Below are 22,443 nucleotides of genomic sequence, written 5' to 3' on the forward strand. Positions count from 1 at the left end.
AGCCCTAGGTTCTGTCAAGGACTTTTTCCTCGTCCCCCCCCTCGTCTTCGTCGTCGATCTCCTCGTCCAGATCGGGCTCCTCGAGGAGTTCCTCGTCGAAGGGGATCTCGTCTTCGGGTAACTCCTGATTTACCAGTCGGATGCGGCGACAACGACTCACGCCGGTCCCGGCCGGAATCAGGTTCCCCATGATCACGTTCTCTTTCAATCCCAACAGGTTGTCCGTGGCGCCCCGGATGGCCGCCTCGGTGAGCACCCGCGTCGTCTCCTGGAAGGAGGCGGCGCTGACGAAACTCTCCGTCGAGAGGGAGGCCTTGGTGATCCCCAGAAGGAGGGGCTGGAATGTGGCCGGCTTCCCCCCCTCCGCGATCAGCCTCTCATTCTCCTCGCGGACGACCGCCTTGGAGACCTGGTCCCCCTCGAGGAAGACCGTGTCGCCCGGATCCTCGATCCGGACCTTCTGAAGCATCTGGCGCACGATCGTTTCGATGTGCTTGTCGTTGATCTTCACTCCCTGGAGGCGGTACACCTCCTGGATCTCGTTCACCAGATACTCCTGCACGGCGTTGTTTCCCTTGATCCGGAGAATGTCGTGGGGGTTGATCGGCCCCTCGGAGAGAGGCTCGCCCGCCACCACGTAATCCCCTTCCTTGACCATCAGGTGCTTGCCGTGGGGAATCAGGTACTCCTTCTCCGAACCGGACTCGTTGGTGACGACAAGCCGCCGGAGCCCCCGAACGGTGCCGGAGAACTTGGCCGTGCCGTCGATCTCCGTGACCACCGCCGCGTCTTTCGGTTTCCGCGCCTCGAACAGCTCGGCCACCCGGGGAAGACCGCCGGTGATGTCGCGGGTTTTGGAAATCTCGCGCGGGATCTTGGCGAGGATCTCGCCCCCCTGGACCTCGTCGCCGTCGTGGCAGAGGATCCGGGCGCCGGTGGGGATCAGGTACTCCGCCATTTTTCGGCCGCTCGCGCCCTCGATCCGGATCGTCGGGTGAAGGTTCTTCTCCCGGATATCGATGATCACACGCTGCCGAAGGCCGGTCTTGTCGTCCAGCTCCTCACGGACCGTCACCTCGTCGATGATGTCCAGGAACTTTACGCGCCCCTTCCGCTCGGAGATGATCGGCGTGGAATAAGGATCCCACTCGAAGATGACCTGCCCTTCCTCGACCTGCTCGCCGTCCTTGACCACCAGGCGGGCGCCGAAGGGGACGCGGTGCTTCACTCGCACCCGTCCCTCGTCGTCCAGAATCTCCACCTCGCCGTGACGGCCGATCGCGGCGTGGGTTCCGTCCGGCAGCTTGAGGGTGCGCACGCGGTCGCTGAAACGGACCGTGCCGTGCACCTTGGAGTTCAGCGACGTCTCCTCGGCGATGCGCGCCGCGGTGCCGCCGATGTGGAAGGTCCGCAGGGTGAGCTGCGTACCCGGCTCGCCGATGGACTGCGCGGCGATCACGCCTACCGCCTCGCCGAGGCTGACCATGCGGCCGTTGGCGAGGTTCCGGCCGTAACACTTCGCGCAGACGCCGCGGCGGCTTTCGCAGGTGAGCACCGACCGGATGCGGACGACTTCGATCCCCGCCTCCTCGGCGGCCATCGCCTCGACCTCGCGGATCTCCACGCCCGCTTCGACGATCGTTTCGCCCGAAATCGGATGAATCACGTCCTCCACCGCCACGCGGCCGAGGATCCGGTCCGACAGGGGCTCGATGACTTTCTCCCCCTCCTTGAGGGCGGAGATGTCCAGGCCCAGAATGGTGCCGCAGTCGTCTTCGGTGATGATCACGTCCTGGGCGACGTCCACCAGGCGTCGGGTCAGGTAGCCGGCGTCGGCGGTTTTCAGCGCCGTGTCGGCCAGACCCTTGCGGGCGCCGTGGGTGGAGATGAAGTACTCGAGCACCGAAAGCCCCTCCTTAAAGTTGGAGAGAATCGGCGACTCGATGATCTCGCCCATCTGGCCCGTGAGCTTCTTCTGCGGCTTGCCCATCAGCCCGCGCATTCCGGCGAGCTGCCGGATCTGCTCCTTCGAACCTCGGGACCCGGAGCTGGCCATCATGTAGACCGAATTGAATCCCTGGTCCGCCTCGCCCATGCCGCGGAACATCGTGTCCGCCACCTGGCTCGTGGCGCGGGTCCATGTGTCGATCACCTTGTTGTAGCGCTCGCCGTTGGTGATATGACCGCTCTTGTACTGGTCGTAGATCCGATTCACCTCGTCACGGGCGGCGCCGATCACGGATTCTTTCTCCGCCGGCACCATGATGTCGTCGATCCCGACGGTGACTCCGGCGATGGTGGCGTAGTTGAATCCGAGATCTTTCAGGTCGTCCAGGAACGCGGCGGTCCGTTCCATACCGAGCAGGGCATGGGCGTCACCGACGAGCCCCTCCAGGGCCCCCTTGTCCATGGTCTGATTGATGAAGCCGAGTTCCGCCGGAATGATTCGGTTGAAGATCACCCGGCCGAGGGTGGTCTCGATCACCTTGCCGTCCACCCGGACGCGGATCTTGCTGTTCAACTCCACCGCGCCCTGCTGATAGGCGACCTCCGCCTCATCGAAATCGGTGAAGGCAATTCCCTGCCCTTTCGCCCCCTCCCTCTGGCGGGTCAGAAAGTGGCACCCGAGAACGATGTCCTGCGAGGGAGACGCCACCGGCTTGCCGCTCGCCGGGGCGAGGATGTTCCGGCTGCTGAGCATCAGCAGGCGCGCCTCGATCTGCGCCTCGAAGGAGAGCGGGACATGAACCGCCATCTGGTCGCCGTCGAAGTCGGCGTTGAATGCGGCGCAAACGAGCGGGTGGATCCGGATCGCCTTCCCCTCCACCAACACCGGCTGGAAAGCCTGGATGCCGAGGCGGTGCAGGGTGGGCGCTCGGTTCAGAAGCACCGGGTGGTCCTTGATGATCTCCTCGAGGATGTCCCAGACCTCCGGCTTCTCCCGCTCCACCAGCTTTTTGGCGCTTTTGACGGTCTGCACGTAACCCTTGTCCTCGAGCTTCTTAATAATGAAGGGCTTGAAAAGCTCGAGAGCCATGTTCTTGGGCAGGCCGCACTGATGCAGCTTCAGCTCCGGGCCGACCACGATGACCGAGCGGCCGGAGTAGTCGACCCGCTTGCCGAGCAGGTTCTGGCGGAAACGGCCCTGCTTCCCCTTCAGCATGTCCGACAGGGACTTGAGGGGGCGGTTACCCGGACCGCGCACGGCGCGGGAGCGCCGGCCGTTGTCGAAGAGGGCGTCCACCGCCTCTTGGAGCATCCTCTTCTCGTTCCGGAGAATCACCTCCGGCGCGCGGATCTCCATCAGCTTCTTGAGACGGTTGTTCCGGTTGATCACCCGGCGGTACAAATCGTTCAGATCGGAAGTGGCGAAACGCCCCCCCTCGAGCGGCACCAACGGGCGCAGGTCGGGTGGAAGCACGGGAATCACATCGAGGATCATCCAGTCCGGTTGGTTGCCGGACTGGCGGAACGCCTCGACGACCTTCAGCCGCTTCAGCGTTTCCTTCTTCCGCTGCACGGACGTCTCGACCTTGATGTTGACGCGGAGTTCGCTCGCCATTTCCTCGATGTTCACGTCGGCGAGCAGTTTCTTGATCGCGCCCGCGCCCATGTCGGCGACAAACCCGTCGGCGCCGAACTCCTTGCGGAGCATCAGGTAGCGCTCCTCCGCCAGCAGCTCCTTCTGTTGGAGCGGCGTGTCCTTCGGGTCGATGACCACATAGGACTCGTAGTAGAGGATGCGCTCCAAATCGCGCACGGACATGTTGAGCAGATGCCCGATCCGGCTCGGAATTCCCTTGAAGTACCAAATGTGAGAGACGGGCACGGCGAGCTTGATGTGGCCGAGGCGCTCCCGGCGGACCTTCGCCTGGGTCACCTCGACGCCGCATCGATCGCAGACCACGCCGCGATAGCGGATCCGCTTGTATTTGCCGCAGTTACACTCCCAATCCTTCACCGGACCGAAGATCTTCTCGCAGAAGAGCCCGTCCTTCTCCGGTTTGAAGGAGCGGTAATTGATCGTCTCCGGCTTGGTCACCTCTCCGAAGGACCAACCGAGGATGATTTCGGGTGAGGCGAGTTGAACGCGCATCGACTCGAAAGAAGCCGGTTTGCGTTCCTGTTGTTCACGAGCGGTAAACACCTGAGCTGACCCCCCAGGCGGTGTTTCCGCCTCCAATGGAGACGGTGTACCGCATTCGATTTACTCGGGCTTCTCCTGCTGGAGATGCACGTCGAGACCCAACGACTGGAGTTCCTTGACTAATACATTGAAGGACTCCGGAATCCCCGGCTGGGGCGGATTGTCCCCCTTGACGATCGCTTCATACACCTTGGAACGCCCGACCACGTCGTCGGACTTGACGGTGAGCAACTCTTGGAGCGTGTAAGCGGCTCCGTATGCTTCGAGGGCCCACACCTCCATCTCGCCGAACCGCTGACCGCCGAATTGGGCTTTCCCTCCGAGCGGCTGTTGGGTAACGAGCGAGTAGGGTCCGATGGACCGGGCGTGGATCTTGTCGTCCACCAGGTGGGAAAGTTTGAGCATGTAAATATATCCCACCGTCACCTTCTGCTTGAAGGGGTCGCCGGTCCGGCCGTCATACACCATCGTCTTCCCGCTGTCGGGAAGACCGGCCTCTCGGAGCTTCTCCTTGATCTCTTCTATGGTCGCGCCGTCGAAAACCGGCGACTCGGCCTTCACGCCGAGCAGCTTGCACGCCCAGCCGAGATGGGTCTCCAGAATCTGACCCAGGTTCATTCGGGAAGGGACGCCGAGCGGATTCAGCACGATTTCGACGGGCGAGCCGTCGGCGAGGTAGGGCATGTCCTCTTCGGGGAGGATCTTCGCCACCACGCCCTTGTTGCCGTGGCGTCCGGCCATCTTGTCGCCGACGGATATCTTCCGCTTCTTCGCCACGTAGACCTTCACGAGCTTGACCACGCCGGGCGCGAGTTCGTCTCCCCGCGCCAGCCTTTCCAGCTCTCGGGCCAGTTCGCGTTCCTTCTTGTCGATCGCCGCGTCGGCGGCGGTCAGGAACGCGCGCACCCGGTTGTTGATCCGCATGTCGTCGGTGAAAGGCTCGTCGGCGTCCACTTTATCGAAACCGATCTCCTCAAAGAGACGGTCGTTCCATTTCCTGCCCGCGCGGATGTGTTCATCGTTCCCGCGGTAGTAGAAGCGTGCGGTGGTCTTTTCCAGGAGCACCTCGCGGACGCGCTCGTCGCGCACGTCCCGGATCCCCCGGATTTCCTTGTTGATCTGGCGCTTGATCTCCGCGACCTTCTTCTTCTCCTCCGCCTTGGCCCGCTCGTCGCGCTCCTTGCGGGAGAACACCTTCACGTCGATCACGATCCCGTCCATCCCCGGAGGCGCCTTGAGGGAGGCGTCACGAACATCTCCCGCCTTCTCTCCGAAGATCGCCCGGAGCAGGCGCTCCTCGGGCGAAAGCTCCGTCTCTCCCTTCGGGGTTACCTTGCCGACCAGAATATCGCCGGCCCGGACATGGGCGCCGACCCGAACGATGCCGTCCTCGTCCAGGTTGCGGACCGCCTCCTCGCTCACGTTCGGAATCTCGCGCGTGATCTCCTCGACGCCCCGCTTGGTGTCCCGCACCTGCAGCTCGAACTCCTCGATGTGTATCGAGGTGAAGCGGTCTTCCTTGACCAGCTTCTCGCTGAGAAGGATGGCGTCCTCGTAGTTGTAGCCGTGCCAGGGCATGAAGGCGCAGAGCACGTTGGTGCCGAGGGCGAGCTCGCCCCCCCGCGTGCCCGGGCCGTCGGCGATCACATCTCCCTTGTTCACCTTGTCGCCCGGCTGGACCTGCGGTTTCTGGTTGATGCAGGTGTCTTGGTTGGAGCGGCGGAACTTACGCAGCTTGTGGATCTCCAAACCCTCGAAACCGGTGAAGTCGATCTCGCGCCCCTTGGAGTAGTTGATCACCACCGTGTCCGCCGAAACGCTCTCCACGGTGCCGCCGTGCTTGGCGGTGACCAGCACGCCGGAGTCCATCGCCACCCGCTCCTCCAGGCCGGTGCCGACCAGCGGCACCTCCGGACGGAGCAGCGGCACGGACTGGCGCTGCATGTTCGATCCCATCAGCGCCCGGTTGGCGTCGTCGTGCTCTAAGAAGGGGATGAGCGCCGCGGCGGCGCTGACGAGCTGCATCGGCGAGACGTCCATATACTCGACGCGCTCGCGGTCCACCACCGGGTAGTCGCTCCGGAAACGGGCGGTCACCCGCTTCTCGTGGATCAATCCTCCCGTATCCAACGGCGTATTCGCCTGGATGATGATCCGCTCGTCTTCCTGGTCCGCCGAAAGGTATTCGATCTTGTCCGTGACTTTTCCGTTCACCACCTTGCGGTAGGGGGTCTCCAGGAAGCCGTACTCGTTCACCCGCGCGTAGGTGGAAAGCGAACTGATGAGGCCGATGTTCGGGCCTTCCGGCGTCTCGATCGGGCACATCCGCCCATAGTGGGTGTAGTGGACGTCCCGAACCTCGAAGCCGGCCCGCTCCCGGGTGAGTCCCCCCGGCCCGAGGGCGGAGAGGCGGCGCTTGTGCGTCAGCTCGGCGAGCGGGTTGGTCTGGTCCATGAACTGGGAGAGCTGGCTGCTTCCGAAGAAGGTCTTGATCACCGCCGAGATGGTCCGCGCGTTGATCAGGTCGTAGGGGGCGATGTTCTCGGTGTCGCCGAGGCTCATCCGCTCCTTGATGATGCGGGCCATTCGCGAGAGGCCGATGGAAAACTGGATCGACAGCAGCTCGCCCACCGACCGAAGCCGGCGGTTCCCCAAATGGTCGATGTCGTCGGTGAAGCCGTGCCCCGCCTTGAGCCGGAGCAGGTTGTCCACGATGGCGACGAAATCGTCCTTCGTGAGGATGGTCGTCTCGCTCGGCACGTCCAGGCCGAGGCGCCGGTTCATCTTATAGCGCCCCACCATGGCCAGATCGTACCGGCGGGGATTGAAGAAGAGGCGGTCCAGGAGCGCCCGCGCCGTATCCAGGCTCGGCGGGTCGCCGGGCCGGAGAAGGTTGTAGATGCGCTTGAGCGCCTCCTCTTCGCCGGAGCTGGTGTCCTTGATCAGCGTGTTGCGGATCACCTGCGAGTCGCGCTCCGTGTCCGAAACCAGAAGCCGTATCTTGCCCGTCTTGGCGTTTCGGAAACTCTCCAGGTGCTGAGGGCCGATCTCGTCGTTGGCGGAAGCGAGGACCTCGCCGGTCCCCCCTTTCTCGTCCACCACGTCGGAGGCGAGGATCCGGCCGACGAGTTCGTCCTTCTTGCGATAGGAGCTGAAGTTCAGCTCTTCGACGTCGTAGAACAGCTCGAGAATCGATTCGTTGCTCGAATAACCGAGGGAGCGGAGAAGAATTGTGACCGGCAGTTTCCGCTTCCGGTCGATGTGGGCATACATGATGTCGTTGATATCGGTGGTGAACTCGACCCAAGACCCGCGGTAGGGGATGATCCGGGCGGCGAAGAGGCGTTTCCCGTTCGGGTGGATCTCCTCGTCGAAAAACACGCCCGGAGAGCGGTGCAGCTGGCTGACGATCACCCGCTCGGCGCCGTTGATAATGAAGGTTCCCTTGTCGGTGATGGTCGGGAGTTCGCCGAGGTACACCTCCTGCTCGATGACCTCTTTGACCTTCTTCTCGCCGTCCACCGTTTCCTTCACGAGGAGACGGAGGGTGGCCTTCAGGGGCGCCGCGAAAGTGACGTCCCGCTCCTGACACTCGTCGACATCGTATTTCGGCTCGCCGAGGCTGTACGAAACGAACTCGAGACTGAAGTTGCCCCTCGCGTCCGAGATCGGAAAGATCTCGTTGAACACCGACTGCAGGCCCTGATTCTTCCGCTTCTCCGGCGGAAGGCTCATCTGCAGGAAGTGCTCGAACGACTGGAGCTGGACATCGAGGAGGTTCGGGATATCCATGATGGGGGGGATCTTGGAGAAGTTTAACCTCTCGATTGATTGCTTAGCCAATCTTCACTCTCCCCTTCTACGAATGGGACGGCCGTGCGCGGACCCGGCGAACCGCCGGGCCCGGCACGGTGTACGGCAGAGGAACGGGTATGGAACGAAACAGGCGTCCTACTTCAGGTCCACCTGGCCACCCGCCTCCTCGATCTTCGCCTTGATATCCTCGGCCTCTTCCTTCGAAGCGGCTTCCTTGATCGCCTTCGGCGCGTTGTCGACCAAATCCTTGGCTTCCTTCAGACCCAGGCCGGTGATCTGGCGCACCACTTTGATCACCTGAATCTTCTTGTCGCCGGTAGCGGTCAAAACAACGTCGAACTCGGTCTTCTCTTCCTCGGCGGCCGCTTCGCCGCCGCCCATGCCGCCCATGGGCATCGCCATCGCCTGGGGCGCCGCGGACACGCCGAACGTGTCTTCCAGCGCCTTCACCAGCTCAGCCGCCTCGAGAACGGTTAGCTTCTCGATCGCCTTAACGACTTCCGCAATCTTAGGCGAGATCTCGACCGCTTCTTTGGTGGTCGCTTCCTCAGCCATTTCTTACCTCCAGCTTCTCGGGGCGGACCATCCGCCCGGTTCCGTTTCCGTGCTCGGCCGCCCGCACGGGGCGGGGTCGATTGATAGTTTCGATTCCCGCGGACGGCGGCGGCGCCGCCATGCCGGGGGTCGAACGACCGGGACCCGTGTTAGGACTTGCCCGCGGCCTCTTTCTGCTTCCGGATCTCGTCCACCGCGACCGCCAGATAGGTCATCACCGCGTGAATGGAACCCGCGATGCCCTGAATCGGGGACTGGATGAGACCCATAATCTGCGCCACCAGAACCGGCTTGCTGGGAAGATCCGCGATCTTCACCACCTCTTCCGGGGAAATGACGACGCCATCGATGAAACCGCCCTTGACCTTGGGCAGGGTGTGGGTCCTGGAGAACTCCTTGATGACCCTGGCGGGAGCGGTCGGATCCGCGCTCGTCACCGCCCACCCCGTGGGCCCCTCCAGGTAAGGCTCCAGCCCCGCCATGCCGCACTCTTTGGCGGCGATGAGGCCCAAGGTGTTTTTAACGACGATGAAATCCGCGTCGTTCTTGCGGAATTCCCGCCTGAGCTGACTGATCTTTCCCACGTCGAGACCGCTGAAATCGGCCAAGACGACCGCCTGGGCGTTCGCGAGCTTCGCCCGGAGGGTCTCGACGGCCTCAACCTTGCGCGGTGTCGGCATGTTGGACTCCCTCCCGCCTATTACAGGCGCAGCAATTCGCCCTGGATGTCGAGCCGGATTCCCGGCCCCATCGTGGTCGATAATGTGACGTTCTTCCAATACGTGCCCTTCGCGACGGACGGCTTGGCGCGCTGCAGCTCCCCGATCACGGTGCGGATGTTCTCCGCGAGCCGCTCCGCGGGGAACGAAGCCCGGCCGACGGGCACGTGGATGTTACCGGTCTTGTCGGTGCGGTATTGGATCCGCCCCGCCTTCACCTCGCGGACAGCCTTGCCCACGTCGAAGGTGACCGAACCGCTCTTCGGGTTCGGCATCAGGCCGCGGGGACCCAGAACCCGCCCCAGCTTACCGACATCCTTCATCATGTCCGGCGTGGCGATGATCGCGTCGAAATCGATCCAGCCGCCCTGGATCTTCTCCACCATGTCGGTGGAGCCGACGAAATCGGCGCCCGCCTCCTGCGCCTCCTTCTCCTTCTCCCCCTTGGCGAAGACGAGCACTCGCACCGTCTTCCCCGTTCCGTGGGGGAGAGAGATCGTTCCGCGCATCTGCTGATCGGAGTGCCGCGGATCCACGCCGAGACGAGCTGCCAGCTCGACCGTCTCGTCGAATTTGGACGTGGCGTTCTCCTTCAGCAGTTGGAGGGCGGCTTCCATGTCGTATCGCTTCAAACGATCGACTTTGTCCACCGCCGCTCTATACCGCTTACCTGTTTTTGCCATAGGCACACCCCTGATCTCCCGCCTCGGAGCATCAGTCGATCACTTCGATCCCCATGCTCCGGGCGGTGCCTTCGACCATGCGCATTGCCATTTCCACGTCGTTCGCGTTCAGATCCTCGGTTTTCATTTCCGCGATCTCGCGAACCTGCTTCCTCGTGACCTTCCCCACCTTGTTCCGGTTCGGTTCACCGGACGCCTTGGCGAGACCGAGCGCCTTCTTCAGAAGCACGGCCGCCGGCGGCGACTTGGTGATAAAGGTGAAGGAACGATCGGCGTAGACCGTGATGACGACGGGAATGATCAGCCCGCGGTCCTTCTCGGTACGCGCATTGAACGCCTTGCAGAATTCCATGATGCTGACGCCATGCTGGCCGAGCGCCGGCCCTACGGGCGGCGCGGGCGTCGCAATACCGGCCGGAATCTGCAATTTCACGAGCCCGATGATTCTTTTTTTCGGTGCAGCCATGATTCTCTTCCCGATGAGCCGAAGGCGTGGCCTCCGGCGCCCTACAAGCTCTTCACCTGCAGGAAATCCAACTCCACGGGGGTCGCGCGGCCGAAGATGGTCACCATCACCTTCAGCTTGCCCCTCTCCGGATTGATCTCGTCCACCACACCGGTAAAATCGGTGAAGGGGCCGTCGCTCACCTTGACGTGCTCGCCCACGTGGAACGGCACGGTGGGCGTCGGCTTTTCCCGGGTCCCCTCGATGCGGCCCAGGATCAGATCGATCTCCTCGCCCGAGATCGGTTGCGGTTCGGCGCCGACGCCGACAAAACGGGTCACGCCCGGCGTGTTCATGACGACCCGCCACGTCTCGTCTTCCATTTCCATCTCGACGAGCACGTAACTGGGGAAGAACTTCTTGTCGCTGATCGTCTTCTTGCCGTTCTTCATCTCCGCCACGCTCTCGGTCGGAACGAGAACCCGCTTCACCTTTTCTTTCAGGCCGGCTTGGGTGACGGCCCGTTCGATGTTCTTGGAGACCCGCTCTTCGTGGCCGGCATAGGTATGGACCACGAACCATTGAAAGCGGTCGTCCTTTTCCGGCTCCTTTTCGGCGGCCGGCTCTTCCGCCTGTTCGGTTTCGGCGGCGGTCTCCTCCGTCTGTTCCGGCTCCACGGCAGCCTCCTCCGCCTGCTCGGGCCGGGCGGACTCCGGCGTCTCGGCGGCGGCCTCGGCCGCCTCCGGCGGAGCTTCTACGGTCTCCCGGGGCTCCACGGCCCCTTCTTCCCGATCTTCTCTCACATCTTCCATGGTTTTACACCACAGGAGGGGGGACTAATGAAAGACGACGCGCATGATTCGCGAGAGGCCGAAGTCCACCACACCGATAAAGATCGCGATGAGGATTACGGCGATGACGACCACCACCGTCGAGCTTTTCAGCTCGTTCCAATTAGGCCAGGCCACCTTCTGCAGCTCGATCCACACTTCGCGGAGGAAGTGGATCAATCTCTGTAAGGTTCCGGGCTGTTCACTCATGATTCCTTCTCCGGCGGATTGTCAGAAGAGAAACAGGTCAGGCAGGGATCGAACCCGCAACCCCCGGTTTTGGAGACCGGTGCTCTACCAATTGAGCTACTGACCTATGCTCTCCTCTAGAGCCAGAAAGCGGGGGACGCGCCTCGCGCGCCCCCCGAGCGTTTTACTGTTCGCCTTACTCGATGATCTCGGCGATCACGCCCGCGCCGACGGTGCGCCCGCCTTCGCGGATGGCGAAGCGGAGCGTCTTTTCCATGGCGATCGGCGTGTGCAGTTCCACCGAAATTTCCACGTTATCACCGGGCATCACCATTTCGCGCCCTTCGGGCAACTTGGCCGTTCCGGTCACGTCGGTGGTCCGGAAGAAGAACTGCGGCCGGTAGCCGTCGAAGAACGGCGTGTGGCGCCCGCCCTCTTCTTTTTTCAGAATGTAGACCTCGCCGCGGAATTTGGTGTGCGGCGTGACCGAATTGGGAGCGGCGATGACCATGCCCCGCTCCAACTCCGTCTTCTCCATGCCCCGCAGGAGGAGGCCGATGTTGTCGCCGGCCTGCGCGTCGTCCATCAGCTTCCGGAACATCTCCACGCCGGTGACCACCGTGTCGCGGGTCTCTTTGATGCCGACGCGCTGCACCTTGTCGCCCACCTTCACCTTGCCGCGCTCGACACGGCCCGTTCCGACGGTGCCCCGGCCGGTGATGCTGAACACATCCTCGACGGGCATCAGGAAGGGCTTGTCGACTTCACGCTGCGGCTCGGGGATAAAGGTGTCGATCGCGTCCATCAGCTCCTGGATGCACTTGTTGGCCTCGGGATCCTCGGGGTTGTTCATGGCGTGAAGAGCCGCGCCGCGGATCACGGGGGTTTCGTCTCCCGGGAAGTCGTAGGCGCTCAGAAGCTCTCGGACCTCCAGCTCGACGAGATCGAGGAGCTCCGGATCGTCGACGGTGTCCACCTTGTTCAGGAAGACGACGATATAGGGCACGTTCACCTGGCGGGCGAGAAGCACATGCTCGCGGGTCTGCGGCATCGGGCCGTCGGCGGCGTCCACCACCAGGATGGCGCCGTCCATCTGCGCCGCGCCGGTGACCATGTTTTTCACGTAGTCCGCGTGACCGGGACAGTCCACGTGGGCGTAGTGCCGGTTCGCGGTTTCGTACTCGACGTGCGATGTCGCGATGGTCAGAATCTTAGTCGCGTCACGCCGCCCCTGGGATTCCGACGCCTTGGCCACTTCGTCATAGCTGATCGCCGTGGCGAATCCCTTTTTGGACTGAACCATGGTGATCGCGGAAGTGAGGGTGGTTTTCCCATGGTCCACGTGGCCGATCGTCCCCACGTTAACGTGTGGCTTCGTCCTTTGGAACTTCTCCTTCGCCATCTCTACAGATCCTCCTGATTTCCGAATGGGCGGCGAGGCGTCTGGCCCGATGCTCGGGATGGAGCCCACGACCCGATTTGAACGGGTGACCTATTGCTTACCATGCAATTGCTCTACCGACTGAGCTACGTGGGCCGATTCCCTCTTGCCGCGATCTTTAGTTGCGTCGGTTCCCTGTTTTTCGTTCCGTGACGGTTGACACCGTCGCTCGCTTCCGGTATTGGAGCGGGAAACGGGATTCGAACCCGCGACCCTCAGCTTGGAAGGCTGATGCTCTAGCCAGCTGAGCTATTCCCGCGCGGTCGGGCGCGCGCCGGCATTTTCCGGCGCCGCACGGATTTATTTTACACCTCACGTGGAGGCGGAAGCTGCCCTTTCCGGTTCCTGCCCCACGCGGCTTTCCATCAAAAAGCCCGCCACGCGGGATGGGATGCCGGATCGATCGATCCTCGAATCGATATGGGGAGGGGAGGATTCGAACCTCCGAAGGCATCGCCGACAGATTTACAGTCTGTTCCCTTTGGCCGCTCGGGAACCTCCCCATAGAAACCAAGATCTCGGACGCGTCGCGAAGACCAATGCCTATTCTTCGCGGCTCACTTTTTGGGGAGCTGGCGAGAGGACTTGAACCCCCAACCACCTCATTACAAGTGAGATGCTCTACCAGTTGAGCTACGCCAGCGGGTATCGCTCACAGAGACGCGCTCGCAGAGACAGAAGCTACAAAGTAGCACCGGCTTTGCACCCTGTCAACGGGTTTTACCGGAAGAGTGGATAAATCCTATTTCTTTTTTCAAGGACCCTCAAAGGTTTTTTTTCAAGGGATCGCGAAGATGCAAAGCGGTTGCGCCCGGGGCGGCCCGGGTGCTATGATCCAACTCGTTGCATTTTAGGCAATTAGCGGCCATCCCCGGGGCGGGACAAAGCCGATCCGTTCGAGGAAAATACATGTATTCTTTTTCATTGCAACGCGTTCCGGAGATCTCGCCTTGCGCGGCGCTTCGGTCGGGACCGAAAGGGGACCGATGAAGAACCGCGTCTATCTCTTTCTCGCCTTGATCGCCCTCGTTCCAAGGGTGTTTTTTTTCATCGAATCGGCCGGCGCCCCCCTCTCCCAATATCCTTACCTAGACGCCGCCTCCTACGACGAGTGGGCCCGAAAGGTGGCAGGCGGAGAATGTATCGGGGAGAGGGCGTTTCACATGGCGCCCCTCTACCCCTACCTTCTCGGCGCACTCTACCGGATCGCGGGGAGAAACCTTTCGGCGGTTCACGCCGCCCAGCACATCCTCGGAATCCTCAACTTGTTGCTTGTGTTTGCGATAGCGAATCGACTCTTCGGTCGGCGGACGGCATGGCTCGCCTTCCTCCTCGCCCTCGGATACGGTCCTCTCCTGTATTTCGAAGGGCAAATCCTCGCCTCCACTCTCGGCGTAACTTTTGGCTTGTTAAGCCTTTACCTTTTCATTCGCGCTTTCGGCGCGGGGGGGAAGGGGCTGTTTACGGCGGGACTCGTTCTCGGGATCGGCTCGGTCGCCCGCCCGAATCTGATCTTCTTCGTCCCTCTCGTACTCATCTGGGCGCTCTTTGGCGAAAGGGTGGGGCTCCGCCGCACCGCGGCCGCCTTGGCGGGCGTACTGATCGCCCTCATTCCGCCTGTCGCCCATAACTACTATGTGGAAAAGGACTTCATACCCATCTCCAGCCACGGCGGGATCAGCTTCTATCTGGGGAACGGACCCTACACGCAGGGGACTTACGCCCCGCCGCCGGAGTTCGGCGGCAATCCGGAGGCGATCGACATCATCGATTCGAGGAGGCTCGCCGAGGAGGCGGCCGGGCGGCCGCTCAAGGCGTCGGAAATCTCTAACTACTGGTATGGAAAGAGCTTCGAGTTCATGCGGGAAAATCCCCTCCGCTACACCCGGCTTCTCCTGCGGAAAATCGCGCTTTACGTGAACGCCCACGAGATCCCCCTGGACGTCAATTACGATTTCGACCGCCGCCTCTACAGGACGCTCCGTTGGTCCCCTTTCCCGATCGGCGTTCTCTTCCCCCTCGCTTTCCTGGGAGGGCTTCTCCTGATTCGCCGGGGCGGAAGGGGGAACCTCTTGGTTCTCTTCCTTCTGGCGAACGCCGCATCGGTCATCGCCTTCTTCATTTGCGCGCGCTACCGCCAGACCGCCATGCCGGCGGCGGCGATTCTGGCCGCCTTCGCGGTGATCCGCCTGTTCGAAACGGCGCGGGCCGGGCGCTGGCGAAGTCTGGCCGCGCTCGTCGCGCTCCTCCTCCTTTTCGGCGCCGTCGTTCATCTCGATCTTTACACGGGCCGACAAACGGGTGACGCCCGCTCCGCGGTCGTTCTGGGGCGGGCGTATGCTTCCGCGGGAGACGAAGGAGAGGCGGAGAAGGCTTTCCGGGAGGCGGTCCGTATCGTCCCCGGATACGCCGACGGCTGGATGAACCTCGGCCTTCTTCTCTACCGGGGGAAACGCTTCGATGAGGCCGCGGAGGCTTTCGGCGAGGCGACGCGCGCGGCGCCCGGTTTCGCCGGCGCGTGGAACAACCTGGGGAACGCCCTTCGCGAGGGAGGAGAGACGGAACGCGCCGCCTCGGCAATCGCCGAAGCGACCCGCCGCGACCCGGGTTACGCCGGCGCATGGAGCAACCTGGCGATCACTCTGGAGCGGCTTGGACGATATAAGGAAGCGGAGGCGGCCCACCGCCGCGCGATCGAGGCGGACCCTCGAACGCTGCACTGGCGGGCGAATCTGGCCGGGTTCCTCTTCGAGCGGGGACGCCTGGAGGAGGCGAAGACGGTTTCGGAAGACGCCGCCCGCGCCCTTCCGGACGATCCCGGCGCCGCGGTTCTGGCGGAGAAGGTCCGTTTCGCGGCCGAGCGTTACCTCCTTGCGCGGGAGAGGAGCGCGGCGGGAGACCGGGAGGGAGCGCTCCGGGCGCTCGCCGAGGCGGTGCGCGCCGGTGGGGAGGGGGCGCTCCGTCTCGCCGAGAGTGACCCCGCGTTCGCCCCGCTCCGCGAGGAGAGGGGAGACACCGGAGGAGGAGAGGGGCGATGAGAGGGGAGAGGGTCTCGGTGGTGATTCCCGTCCGGAACGCCGAGAGAACGATCGAAGGGACCCTTCGGGCGATCGCGGCCCTGACGACCCCTCCCGACGAAGTGGTGCTCGTCGATGATGGTTGCACCGACGGCACCATCGAGAAGGCCCGCCCCTTCGGATGCCGCGTGGTCCCCTCCCGGGAGCCCGGCGGGGTGGCCGCCGCGCGGAACACGGGCGCCGCCGAGGCGACGGGCGGGATCCTACTCTTCGTCGACGCGGACGTGGAATTGGACCCCGGCGCCCTCGACGCCGCCCTCGGGACGCTCGGCGACCCGGACGTCCATGTCGCCGTCGGCCTTCAGTCCCCCCGATCGGTCTTCCCCAACGCGGCGAGCGTCTACAAAAACCTCTGGCTCCACTACACGTACAAGGAGAGGGCCAAGAGGGTCTCGGTGATCTATTCCAGCGCCGTCGCGATCCGCCGCGAAGCATACGAGCGCGTCGGCGGTTTTGACACCAACTACAAAACCCCCAACATCGAGGATTCGGACCTCGGCAAGCGCATCACCGAGGCGGGGTTTCGAATGGCCGTCTCCCCCGGTCTCCGCTTTCTCCATATCAAGAGGTACTCGGTCGCGTCCATGATCCGTACCGACTTCCATCGCACCGTGGGGATGATGAAAGTGCAGATCCGTGACCGTTTCCGTCGCATCTATCACGAGAACTACACCTCCATTCCCACATCTTTCCTGATCTCCTGCCTCGCCCCTTGGACCGCCATCCCCCTCGGGGTGCTCTTCGGCGCCGCGCCCGCCCTTCTGGCCCCCCCGCTCCTGGCGCTCATTCTGAACCACCATTGGCTCCGCTTTGTCGCCGGTTCGGGAGGGACGCGCCTCGCCCTCGCCGGCGTCCCTCTCCTCTTCTTGGACATTCTGTCCGTCAATCTGGGGGCGATCTGGGGGGCTCTCGACTACCTGCGGGGCAAAACCTACTGATCCGACCACTCCCCTCGCACCACCGCGCCCCGGCTGCGCCGGAAGAAAAAAGAAAAGCCACCCCCCTAAAGCTTTCCCGGTCTTCCTGCCGATAACGAGAGTGGAGGGATGAGGAAAGGAGTATCGCCGTGGAGCGCGAAATCCTGACCGCCGAGCAAGTGGCCGATTATCTTCGGCTCAGCCGGAAATCGGTCTACCGTCTCGCACGGGCCGGCGTTCTCCCCGCCAAAAAAATCATGAATCAGTGGCGGTTCGAGCGCAGTCAATTGAACGAGTGGATGCGGGAAAAAGAGAACGAGCCGGTCAACGTTTAATCGGCGGCCGTCGATTCTCCGTCATCGGAATGACTGGAAGAGCGGGTCGGGGGGAAGCTCCCGGCCCCATTTCGTTCTAGAAGGTCCCGCACCACGCCGTCCTCCGGTCGCAGGACGAGATATCGCTCCAGACAGGGGATGGCTTCTTCCGCGCGGCCGGCGCGGAGGAAGAGGAATCCGAGACGGCGGAGCGCTTCCGGAAAATCGGGGTCGATCCGGAGCGCCGCGGCGTATTCACGCGCCGCCTCCGCCGGACGGTCCTCCTGCTCGAAAACCCACCCCAGTCGCACGCGGACCTGCTTGCTCTCCTCGATCCCGACAAGATCCTCCAATGCGCCGCGCGCCTCCGCGAACCGACCGACCTTTTCATAGGCCCGGGCCAGATTGTAGAGTACCTCGCGGTTGCGCGGCGCCGACGCCCGCCCGATCTCGAGCTGCCGCACAGCCTCGTCGAGGTCGCCGCGCTGGAGAAGAAGGGCGCCCAGGTTGTTTCGGAGATCCGGATTGCGCGGCTCCCAGCGAATCGCCTTCTCCATCTCCACCTCCGCCGAATCGGTCCGTCCGTTGCGAAAATGGATCCCGGCCAGGTTCGCCCGCGCTTTGGCGTGATCCGGAGCGACGCGCAGTACCCTCTCGTAGGCGTAGCGCGCCTCCTCCTCTTCCCCCATGGCCTCCAACACCAGACCGCGGTTGTTCCAGACGTCCGGGTCGTCCGGGTTGCGCTCGAGCGCGCGGTCGTACTGCGCGAGCGCCCCGCCGAGGTCGCCCCGTTCGTCCAACCTCTTCCCTAGATGGAGTTCGACCCGAACGAGACCATTCTCGGGGAGACGAAGGGGAGTTCCGTTCAGCAGGAGAAAGAGGACCGCCGCCGTGACCGCTCCCGCCGCGCGGGGCGGGCGTTCGCGCATCCCCCGAAGAACGCCGGGAAGCGCGGAAGCGGCGAAAAGAACCAGAAGCGGGAAGACGGGCATCCGATAACGGGACGCGTAGGGGAAGAAGAGAACGGCGACGACATAGGAAAGCAGAAAGAGGAGGGGGAGATTTTCCAGCGGCCGGCGCCGGAGCGCGGAGAAGACGCCCAGAACGGCGAAGGGGAGGATCGCGCCGGCGGTGAGGAAGGGGATTCCGAGCGCCGGGCAGGCGTCGCGGAACCAACCGAAGTCCTGGCTCGTGTCCACCTCCCAACCTCCCCAGAACAGCAAGAACCGTTTGCCGATCCGGCGGAGAGCACCGGCCGGATCGGCGGCCATTTCCTCCAGCCCCTCTCGATAGTAGAAACGATCCAGGTCGGATTGACGCCCGGTCCCCACCTCGTCGGCGAGCCGTTCGATCCTCTTCCACTCGATCCCCGGCCGGACCGAAGCGAGACCGTCGGCCCCGGTGCGGTTGGCGATATAGAAGTTCATGCCGCCGTTCGACTGGATCGGCACCGGGTCGCCGATCGCCGCGTTCCGCACGGCGACGGGGGCGATCAGGGCCGCCGTTCCCGCCAGGATCGCCGCCGCGCGAAGCGCCCCCCGCGGAGCACGGAGCCGCGCCGCCCAGAAGAGGATCGCCGGGAGGGTGACGAGCACCGTGGGACGCGTGATCGCCGAGAGCCCCGCCAACACGCCGACGGCGATCCACGCGGCGGGGCGGGAACGACGGCGCGCCAGCTCCACCGCGATTCGGAGGAGAAGCAGATCGAGCAGGATGACCCATGTGGTCGCGAGCAGCTGCCCCTCGAACCAGAGGAAGCGCGGGTAGAGGGCCGCGGCGAGCAGCGCGATCCACGCCGCGGTCCTCCCGCAAAGGGCGCGCGTCAGATCATAGAGGAGGAGGAGCACCCCGAGACCGAGGAGGTGCTGGACCACGTAGGCGGCCGGCTGCGACCCTCCCGCCCTCTGCAACAGGGCGAGAAAGTAGGGATAGAAGGGACCGTGAATATGGACGCGTTGCCAGAGCCATTCTCCCGACGCGATTCGCGTCGCCCACCCCCAGTATTCGGCCGCGTCGATGATCGGGTAGGAAAAGAAGGGGGTGTGGGAGAGTTCGCGAAGATAGAGGAGCCGGAGCGCGAAGGAGGCGAGCAGCGCGAGGGCGACCGCCGCCCCCTCCCGCCGCCCATATCCCCCGGTGCGTCCCCTCACCGCGCGCCCCCGATCGGAACGGCGCGGCCCTCCCGCGGGCGTCGGTCGCGGGCGAGAAAATTCACCGGTCGAAGAACCGGGAGGGAGAAGGAGCGGAACACCGGAAAAGACCTCCTCACCCCGAGGGGGCGCGCCCCCTCATTCTACCAAAAAAGGACGAAAACGGGCCGGCGGCCCGCTTCCGTCCTCCGAGGAACGGACTGGAAACGATCGACGCTACTCCGTCTGCTCCACCGTCGTGGTCTGGGCGTCGTTCTGCATCTTGGAACAGCTGCAGGAGCAGTAGGGGCTCAACAATCCGACAAGAACGGCGGCGATCACGATCACGCGAACGACCATTAAAACAACCTCCTCGCCTGGTCCCTTCCGCCCGTCGGGCGGGGGTGTACTCGAGAGAACGGTCCCCGCTGCACGAACGGGCGCGGCGGACCGCCGACCCACGCCCGACCCGCGCCGGACGGGGAGATTTCTTTCGGGACGGTCTTCTCCGCCCCGCATTCCTTCCTAGATTGCCGACCGGCGGTTGTGGTTGTCCAGTAAAAAGTATACCCGGCAGGATGGCGCGGGGTCGTGCGTGGAACCGGCGGGGAGGGAAGGTCGAATCTGTGTGCGGCGGGATGGGGTCAGCGGGCGCCGACCGGTCCGGCGTTTTCGCGGCGGCCGTGGACACCCCGCAGAAACTCGGCCTGAATACGATTCTCGAAGGCGCGCAGGATGTCCGTCGCGCCGAAGAAGAGGACCTTTCCCTGGCGGATGAGGTCGTAGCAGAAGTTGGGAGAGGCGTCGTTCAGGATCACCACCCGCACGTGGGGCGTGGCGAGATCCACCGCCAACGCCTGGGCGATTTCGATCCGCTTGTCGTCGTAGCGGCTTTGCTCCACCAACGGATGCAGAAGCACGCCCAGGTCGACGGATTCGTCCCGGTCCCGGCGGCGGCAGTGGGGCGCCGGAAATGTGTAGACGGCGGCCACATCTCCCCGCCCGGAGAAGAAACGGGCGACCCGCTCCCGTCCGGTCTCGTCGATTGCCTCTTTCCCGCTCATGCTTTCATTATCGGCCGCGCGGGCCGGTCGGTCCAGCCTTTCCGCCCTACCTTCGATCAGTAGCGCCGTTTCCCACGATCCGCTACCATGTTCTTGTCGATTTTAATCTGTTCTTCGTAAAACGAGGTGTCGGCCATGAAAGACGGGATCACGAAAGAAGCGGTCTTGGATGCGCTCCGAGCCGTGAAGGACCCGGACCTGGAGAGGGACATTGTCTCCCTCGGGTTCGTTAAGAAGATCGAAACGGAGGGGGGCGCCGTGCGAGCGGCGATCGAGATCGCCACGCCCCTCTTCCCCTCCCGGGAAACATTCCGCGAAACGATCGCCGCGGCGATCGCGGCCCTCGGCGCCGATCCGGTCGAAGTGAACCTGACCTGCTCCGTCCGCGGCCGGCGACCGGCGGAGAAGGGGGACGCCCTTCGGGAGACGCGGAACGTGGTGGCGGTGGCGAGCGGCAAGGGGGGAGTCGGCAAGTCGACGGTGGCGGTCAACCTCGCCATCGCCCTCTCCAGGGCGGGCGCGATGGTGGGGTTGATGGACGCGGACGTCTACGGCCCGAGCACCGGGATCATGCTCGGCGCCGAAGGACAGCCCGGAACCGCGGATGGGAAGAGGATGCTCCCGATCGTGGCGCAGGGGATCAAAATGATGTCGATCCACTTCCTGGTCGACCGCGACCGCCCCCTCATCTGGCGCGGCCCGATGGTGCACAACCTCATCTCCCAGTTCCTCGACGGGGTCGACTGGGGTCCTCTCGACTACCTGGTGATCGATCTCCCTCCGGGGACGGGCGACGCCCAGCTCACGCTGAGCCAGAAGGCGCCCCTCTCCGGCGCGGTAATCGTGAGCACCCCCCAGGACGTGAGCCTCGTGGACGCGCGAAAGGGGCTGCGCATGTTCGAGCAGGTGGATGTGCCTGTCCTCGGCATCGTGGAGAACATGAGTTACTTCCTCTGCCCGCATTGCGGCGGTCGCACGGAGATTTTCGGGCACGGAGGCGCGCGGCGAACCGCCGAAGAGTTGGGGATGTCCTTTCTGGGCGAGATCCCCATCGACCCGGAGGTGGTCGCCGGAGGCGACCGGGGGGAGCCGATCACGGCGGCGAGGCCGGAGTCGCCCGCGGCGGTCGCCTTCACGGAGACGGCGGAACGGATCGCCGTGGAACTGGGCAGGCGCGCCATCGCCGGAGGCGGGGACGACACTTTCTTCGTGGAGTGGTAGACGATGACGGAGGAAGCGGAAAGACATCCGCCGAGGCCGCGGTCGATCGAGAAGGCCGCCGAGGACCGCCTGCGGATCCTCTGGCGGGACGGGACGGTCGCGGAATACGACGTGGCGGATCTCAGGCGCGCCTGCCCCTGCGCGAGCTGCGTGGACGAGTGGACCGGCGAAAGGACCCTCGATCCCGCCGCGGTTCCGAATTCGGTCCGGCCCATTCGCGTCGAACCGGTGGGGCGTTACGCGATCCGGATCATTTGGGACGACGGTCACGACACGGGCATCTACTCCTTCGCCTACCTGCGAAGGCTCGCCGGATCGAACCCCGAACCGGACGAGGAAAACCCCGGCTTGCACGGACGCGGAGTTTGAATCTATACTGACCGGAGAAGGGGTTGATTCTCCTCACGGCGGCCGCCCCGCGCGTTCCTCCGGGCGGGCTCGGGACCGTTTTCCGATACAGCCGACGCGTTCCCTCGACGGGAACGGAATAAGGAAACGCATCCGATCTCCCGCCCTCGCGGGAAGGAAGAAGAGGGGACCGGCGTTTGAGCGCTAAAGAATTGCTTTCGGACGCGGAAATCAAGCGGATGATCGCCGAACTTCCCGCGTGGAAAAAGAACGGGAAGGAGCTGACGAGGACCGTCGAGTTCCCGCAATACCTCGTGGCGATCGATTTCGTGCATCTCGTCGCCGAAATCGCCGAACAGATGAACCACCACCCGGACATCGAGATCAGCCACTCCCGCGTCACGCTGCACTGCACGACTCACAGCGCGAAAGGGATCACCGCGCGGGACGTGGAGCTGGCCCAAAAGGTCGAGGAAATCTATCGCGAACAGCTGAACCTCGACGACGAGAATCTCCACGAGGAGATGGAAGAAAGGGAATAGACCGAA

Annotated in this window: 17 protein-coding genes and 5 tRNA genes; 6 read left to right on the forward strand and 16 right to left on the reverse strand. The window is 63.7% G+C overall.

Annotated features, from left to right (window positions below):
* Positions 1-4 precede the first annotated feature (4 nt).
* The 14 genes from rpoC to JW958_14405 form a co-directional block, all read right to left on the reverse strand.
* A complete protein-coding gene (gene rpoC / locus JW958_14340) occupies positions 5-4,096 on the reverse strand; it encodes a DNA-directed RNA polymerase subunit beta' (protein MBN1827435.1) in 4,092 nt (1,363 codons plus the stop codon).
* A 111-nt stretch (positions 4,097-4,207) separates the two neighbouring features.
* Entirely contained in the window at positions 4,208-7,990 is a 3,783-nt protein-coding gene (gene rpoB / locus JW958_14345) for a DNA-directed RNA polymerase subunit beta (protein ID MBN1827436.1), read from the reverse strand.
* Positions 7,991-8,098: 108 nt separating this feature from the next.
* Positions 8,099-8,518: a 50S ribosomal protein L7/L12 gene (gene rplL, locus JW958_14350; protein ID MBN1827437.1), complete on the reverse strand. Its 420-nt coding sequence runs from the start codon at positions 8,516-8,518 to the stop codon at positions 8,099-8,101.
* Positions 8,519-8,667: 149 nt separating this feature from the next.
* Positions 8,668-9,198, reverse strand: coding sequence for a 50S ribosomal protein L10 (locus JW958_14355; protein MBN1827438.1), 531 nt, complete (start codon positions 9,196-9,198; stop codon positions 8,668-8,670).
* A 20-nt stretch (positions 9,199-9,218) separates the two neighbouring features.
* On the reverse strand, positions 9,219-9,920 hold the full coding sequence (locus JW958_14360) for a 50S ribosomal protein L1 (GenBank protein ID MBN1827439.1): 702 nt from the start codon (positions 9,918-9,920) through the stop codon (positions 9,219-9,221).
* Positions 9,921-9,951: 31 nt separating this feature from the next.
* Complete coding sequence (gene rplK / locus JW958_14365) at positions 9,952-10,386, reverse strand: 50S ribosomal protein L11 (protein ID MBN1827440.1); 435 nt, start codon at positions 10,384-10,386, stop codon at positions 9,952-9,954.
* A gap of 41 nt (positions 10,387-10,427) precedes the next feature.
* Complete coding sequence (nusG, locus tag JW958_14370; GenBank protein ID MBN1827441.1) at positions 10,428-11,177, reverse strand: transcription termination/antitermination factor NusG; 750 nt, start codon at positions 11,175-11,177, stop codon at positions 10,428-10,430.
* Between the two features lie 24 nt (positions 11,178-11,201).
* A complete protein-coding gene (gene secE / locus JW958_14375; protein ID MBN1827442.1) occupies positions 11,202-11,405 on the reverse strand; it encodes a preprotein translocase subunit SecE in 204 nt (67 codons plus the stop codon).
* 33 nt (positions 11,406-11,438) lie between these two features.
* Positions 11,439-11,511 (reverse strand) — tRNA-Trp (locus JW958_14380).
* Between the two features lie 69 nt (positions 11,512-11,580).
* A complete protein-coding gene (gene tuf, locus JW958_14385) occupies positions 11,581-12,786 on the reverse strand; it encodes an elongation factor Tu (protein ID MBN1827443.1) in 1,206 nt (401 codons plus the stop codon).
* Positions 12,787-12,845: 59 nt separating this feature from the next.
* Positions 12,846-12,921: transfer RNA gene (locus JW958_14390), tRNA-Thr, on the reverse strand.
* 86 nt (positions 12,922-13,007) lie between these two features.
* Positions 13,008-13,084: transfer RNA gene (locus JW958_14395), tRNA-Gly, on the reverse strand.
* 162 nt (positions 13,085-13,246) lie between these two features.
* Positions 13,247-13,328, reverse strand: a tRNA-Tyr gene (locus tag JW958_14400).
* Positions 13,329-13,395: 67 nt separating this feature from the next.
* A tRNA-Thr gene (locus JW958_14405) sits at positions 13,396-13,468 on the reverse strand.
* Positions 13,469-13,775: 307 nt separating this feature from the next.
* On the opposite strand from JW958_14405, the gene JW958_14410 reads away from it, so the two are divergent.
* The 3 genes from JW958_14410 (at position 13,776) to JW958_14420 (ending at position 17,154) form a co-directional block, all read left to right on the forward strand.
* Complete coding sequence (locus JW958_14410; protein MBN1827444.1) at positions 13,776-15,863, forward strand: tetratricopeptide repeat protein; 2,088 nt, start codon at positions 13,776-13,778, stop codon at positions 15,861-15,863.
* The gene (locus JW958_14415; protein ID MBN1827445.1) at positions 15,860-16,840 is read left to right on the forward strand and encodes a glycosyltransferase; all 981 of its coding nucleotides are present in this window, start codon (positions 15,860-15,862) and stop codon (positions 16,838-16,840) included. Before JW958_14410 ends, JW958_14415 begins: the two co-directional genes overlap by 4 nt.
* A gap of 122 nt (positions 16,841-16,962) precedes the next feature.
* Positions 16,963-17,154: a helix-turn-helix domain-containing protein gene (locus tag JW958_14420; protein ID MBN1827446.1), complete on the forward strand. Its 192-nt coding sequence runs from the start codon at positions 16,963-16,965 to the stop codon at positions 17,152-17,154.
* On the opposite strand, the gene JW958_14425 is transcribed toward JW958_14420, so the two are convergent.
* On the reverse strand, positions 17,151-19,283 hold the full coding sequence (locus JW958_14425) for a tetratricopeptide repeat protein (GenBank protein ID MBN1827447.1): 2,133 nt from the start codon (positions 19,281-19,283) through the stop codon (positions 17,151-17,153). The two genes, JW958_14420 and JW958_14425, sit on opposite strands and share 4 nt — an antisense overlap.
* A gap of 623 nt (positions 19,284-19,906) precedes the next feature.
* Positions 19,907-20,326 carry a hypothetical protein gene (locus tag JW958_14430; protein MBN1827448.1) on the reverse strand — a complete coding sequence of 140 codons (420 nt, stop codon included), beginning with the start codon at positions 20,324-20,326 and terminating at the stop codon, positions 19,907-19,909.
* A 135-nt stretch (positions 20,327-20,461) separates the two neighbouring features.
* Here JW958_14430 and JW958_14435 point away from each other — a divergent pair, with 135 nt between their 5' ends.
* The 3 genes from JW958_14435 to JW958_14445 all read left to right on the forward strand — a co-directional run bounded on the left by JW958_14435 (position 20,462) and on the right by JW958_14445 (position 22,437).
* On the forward strand, positions 20,462-21,547 hold the full coding sequence (locus JW958_14435) for an Mrp/NBP35 family ATP-binding protein (protein MBN1827449.1): 1,086 nt from the start codon (positions 20,462-20,464) through the stop codon (positions 21,545-21,547).
* A gap of 3 nt (positions 21,548-21,550) precedes the next feature.
* The gene (locus JW958_14440) at positions 21,551-21,916 is read left to right on the forward strand and encodes a DUF971 domain-containing protein (protein ID MBN1827450.1); all 366 of its coding nucleotides are present in this window, start codon (positions 21,551-21,553) and stop codon (positions 21,914-21,916) included.
* 176 nt (positions 21,917-22,092) lie between these two features.
* Positions 22,093-22,437: a 4a-hydroxytetrahydrobiopterin dehydratase gene (locus tag JW958_14445; GenBank protein MBN1827451.1), complete on the forward strand. Its 345-nt coding sequence runs from the start codon at positions 22,093-22,095 to the stop codon at positions 22,435-22,437.
* Positions 22,438-22,443 lie beyond the last annotated feature (6 nt).

Source organism: Candidatus Eisenbacteria bacterium, from assembly GCA_016930695.1.
Taxonomy (GTDB): Bacteria; Orphanbacterota; Orphanbacteria; order Orphanbacterales; family Orphanbacteraceae; genus JAFGGD01.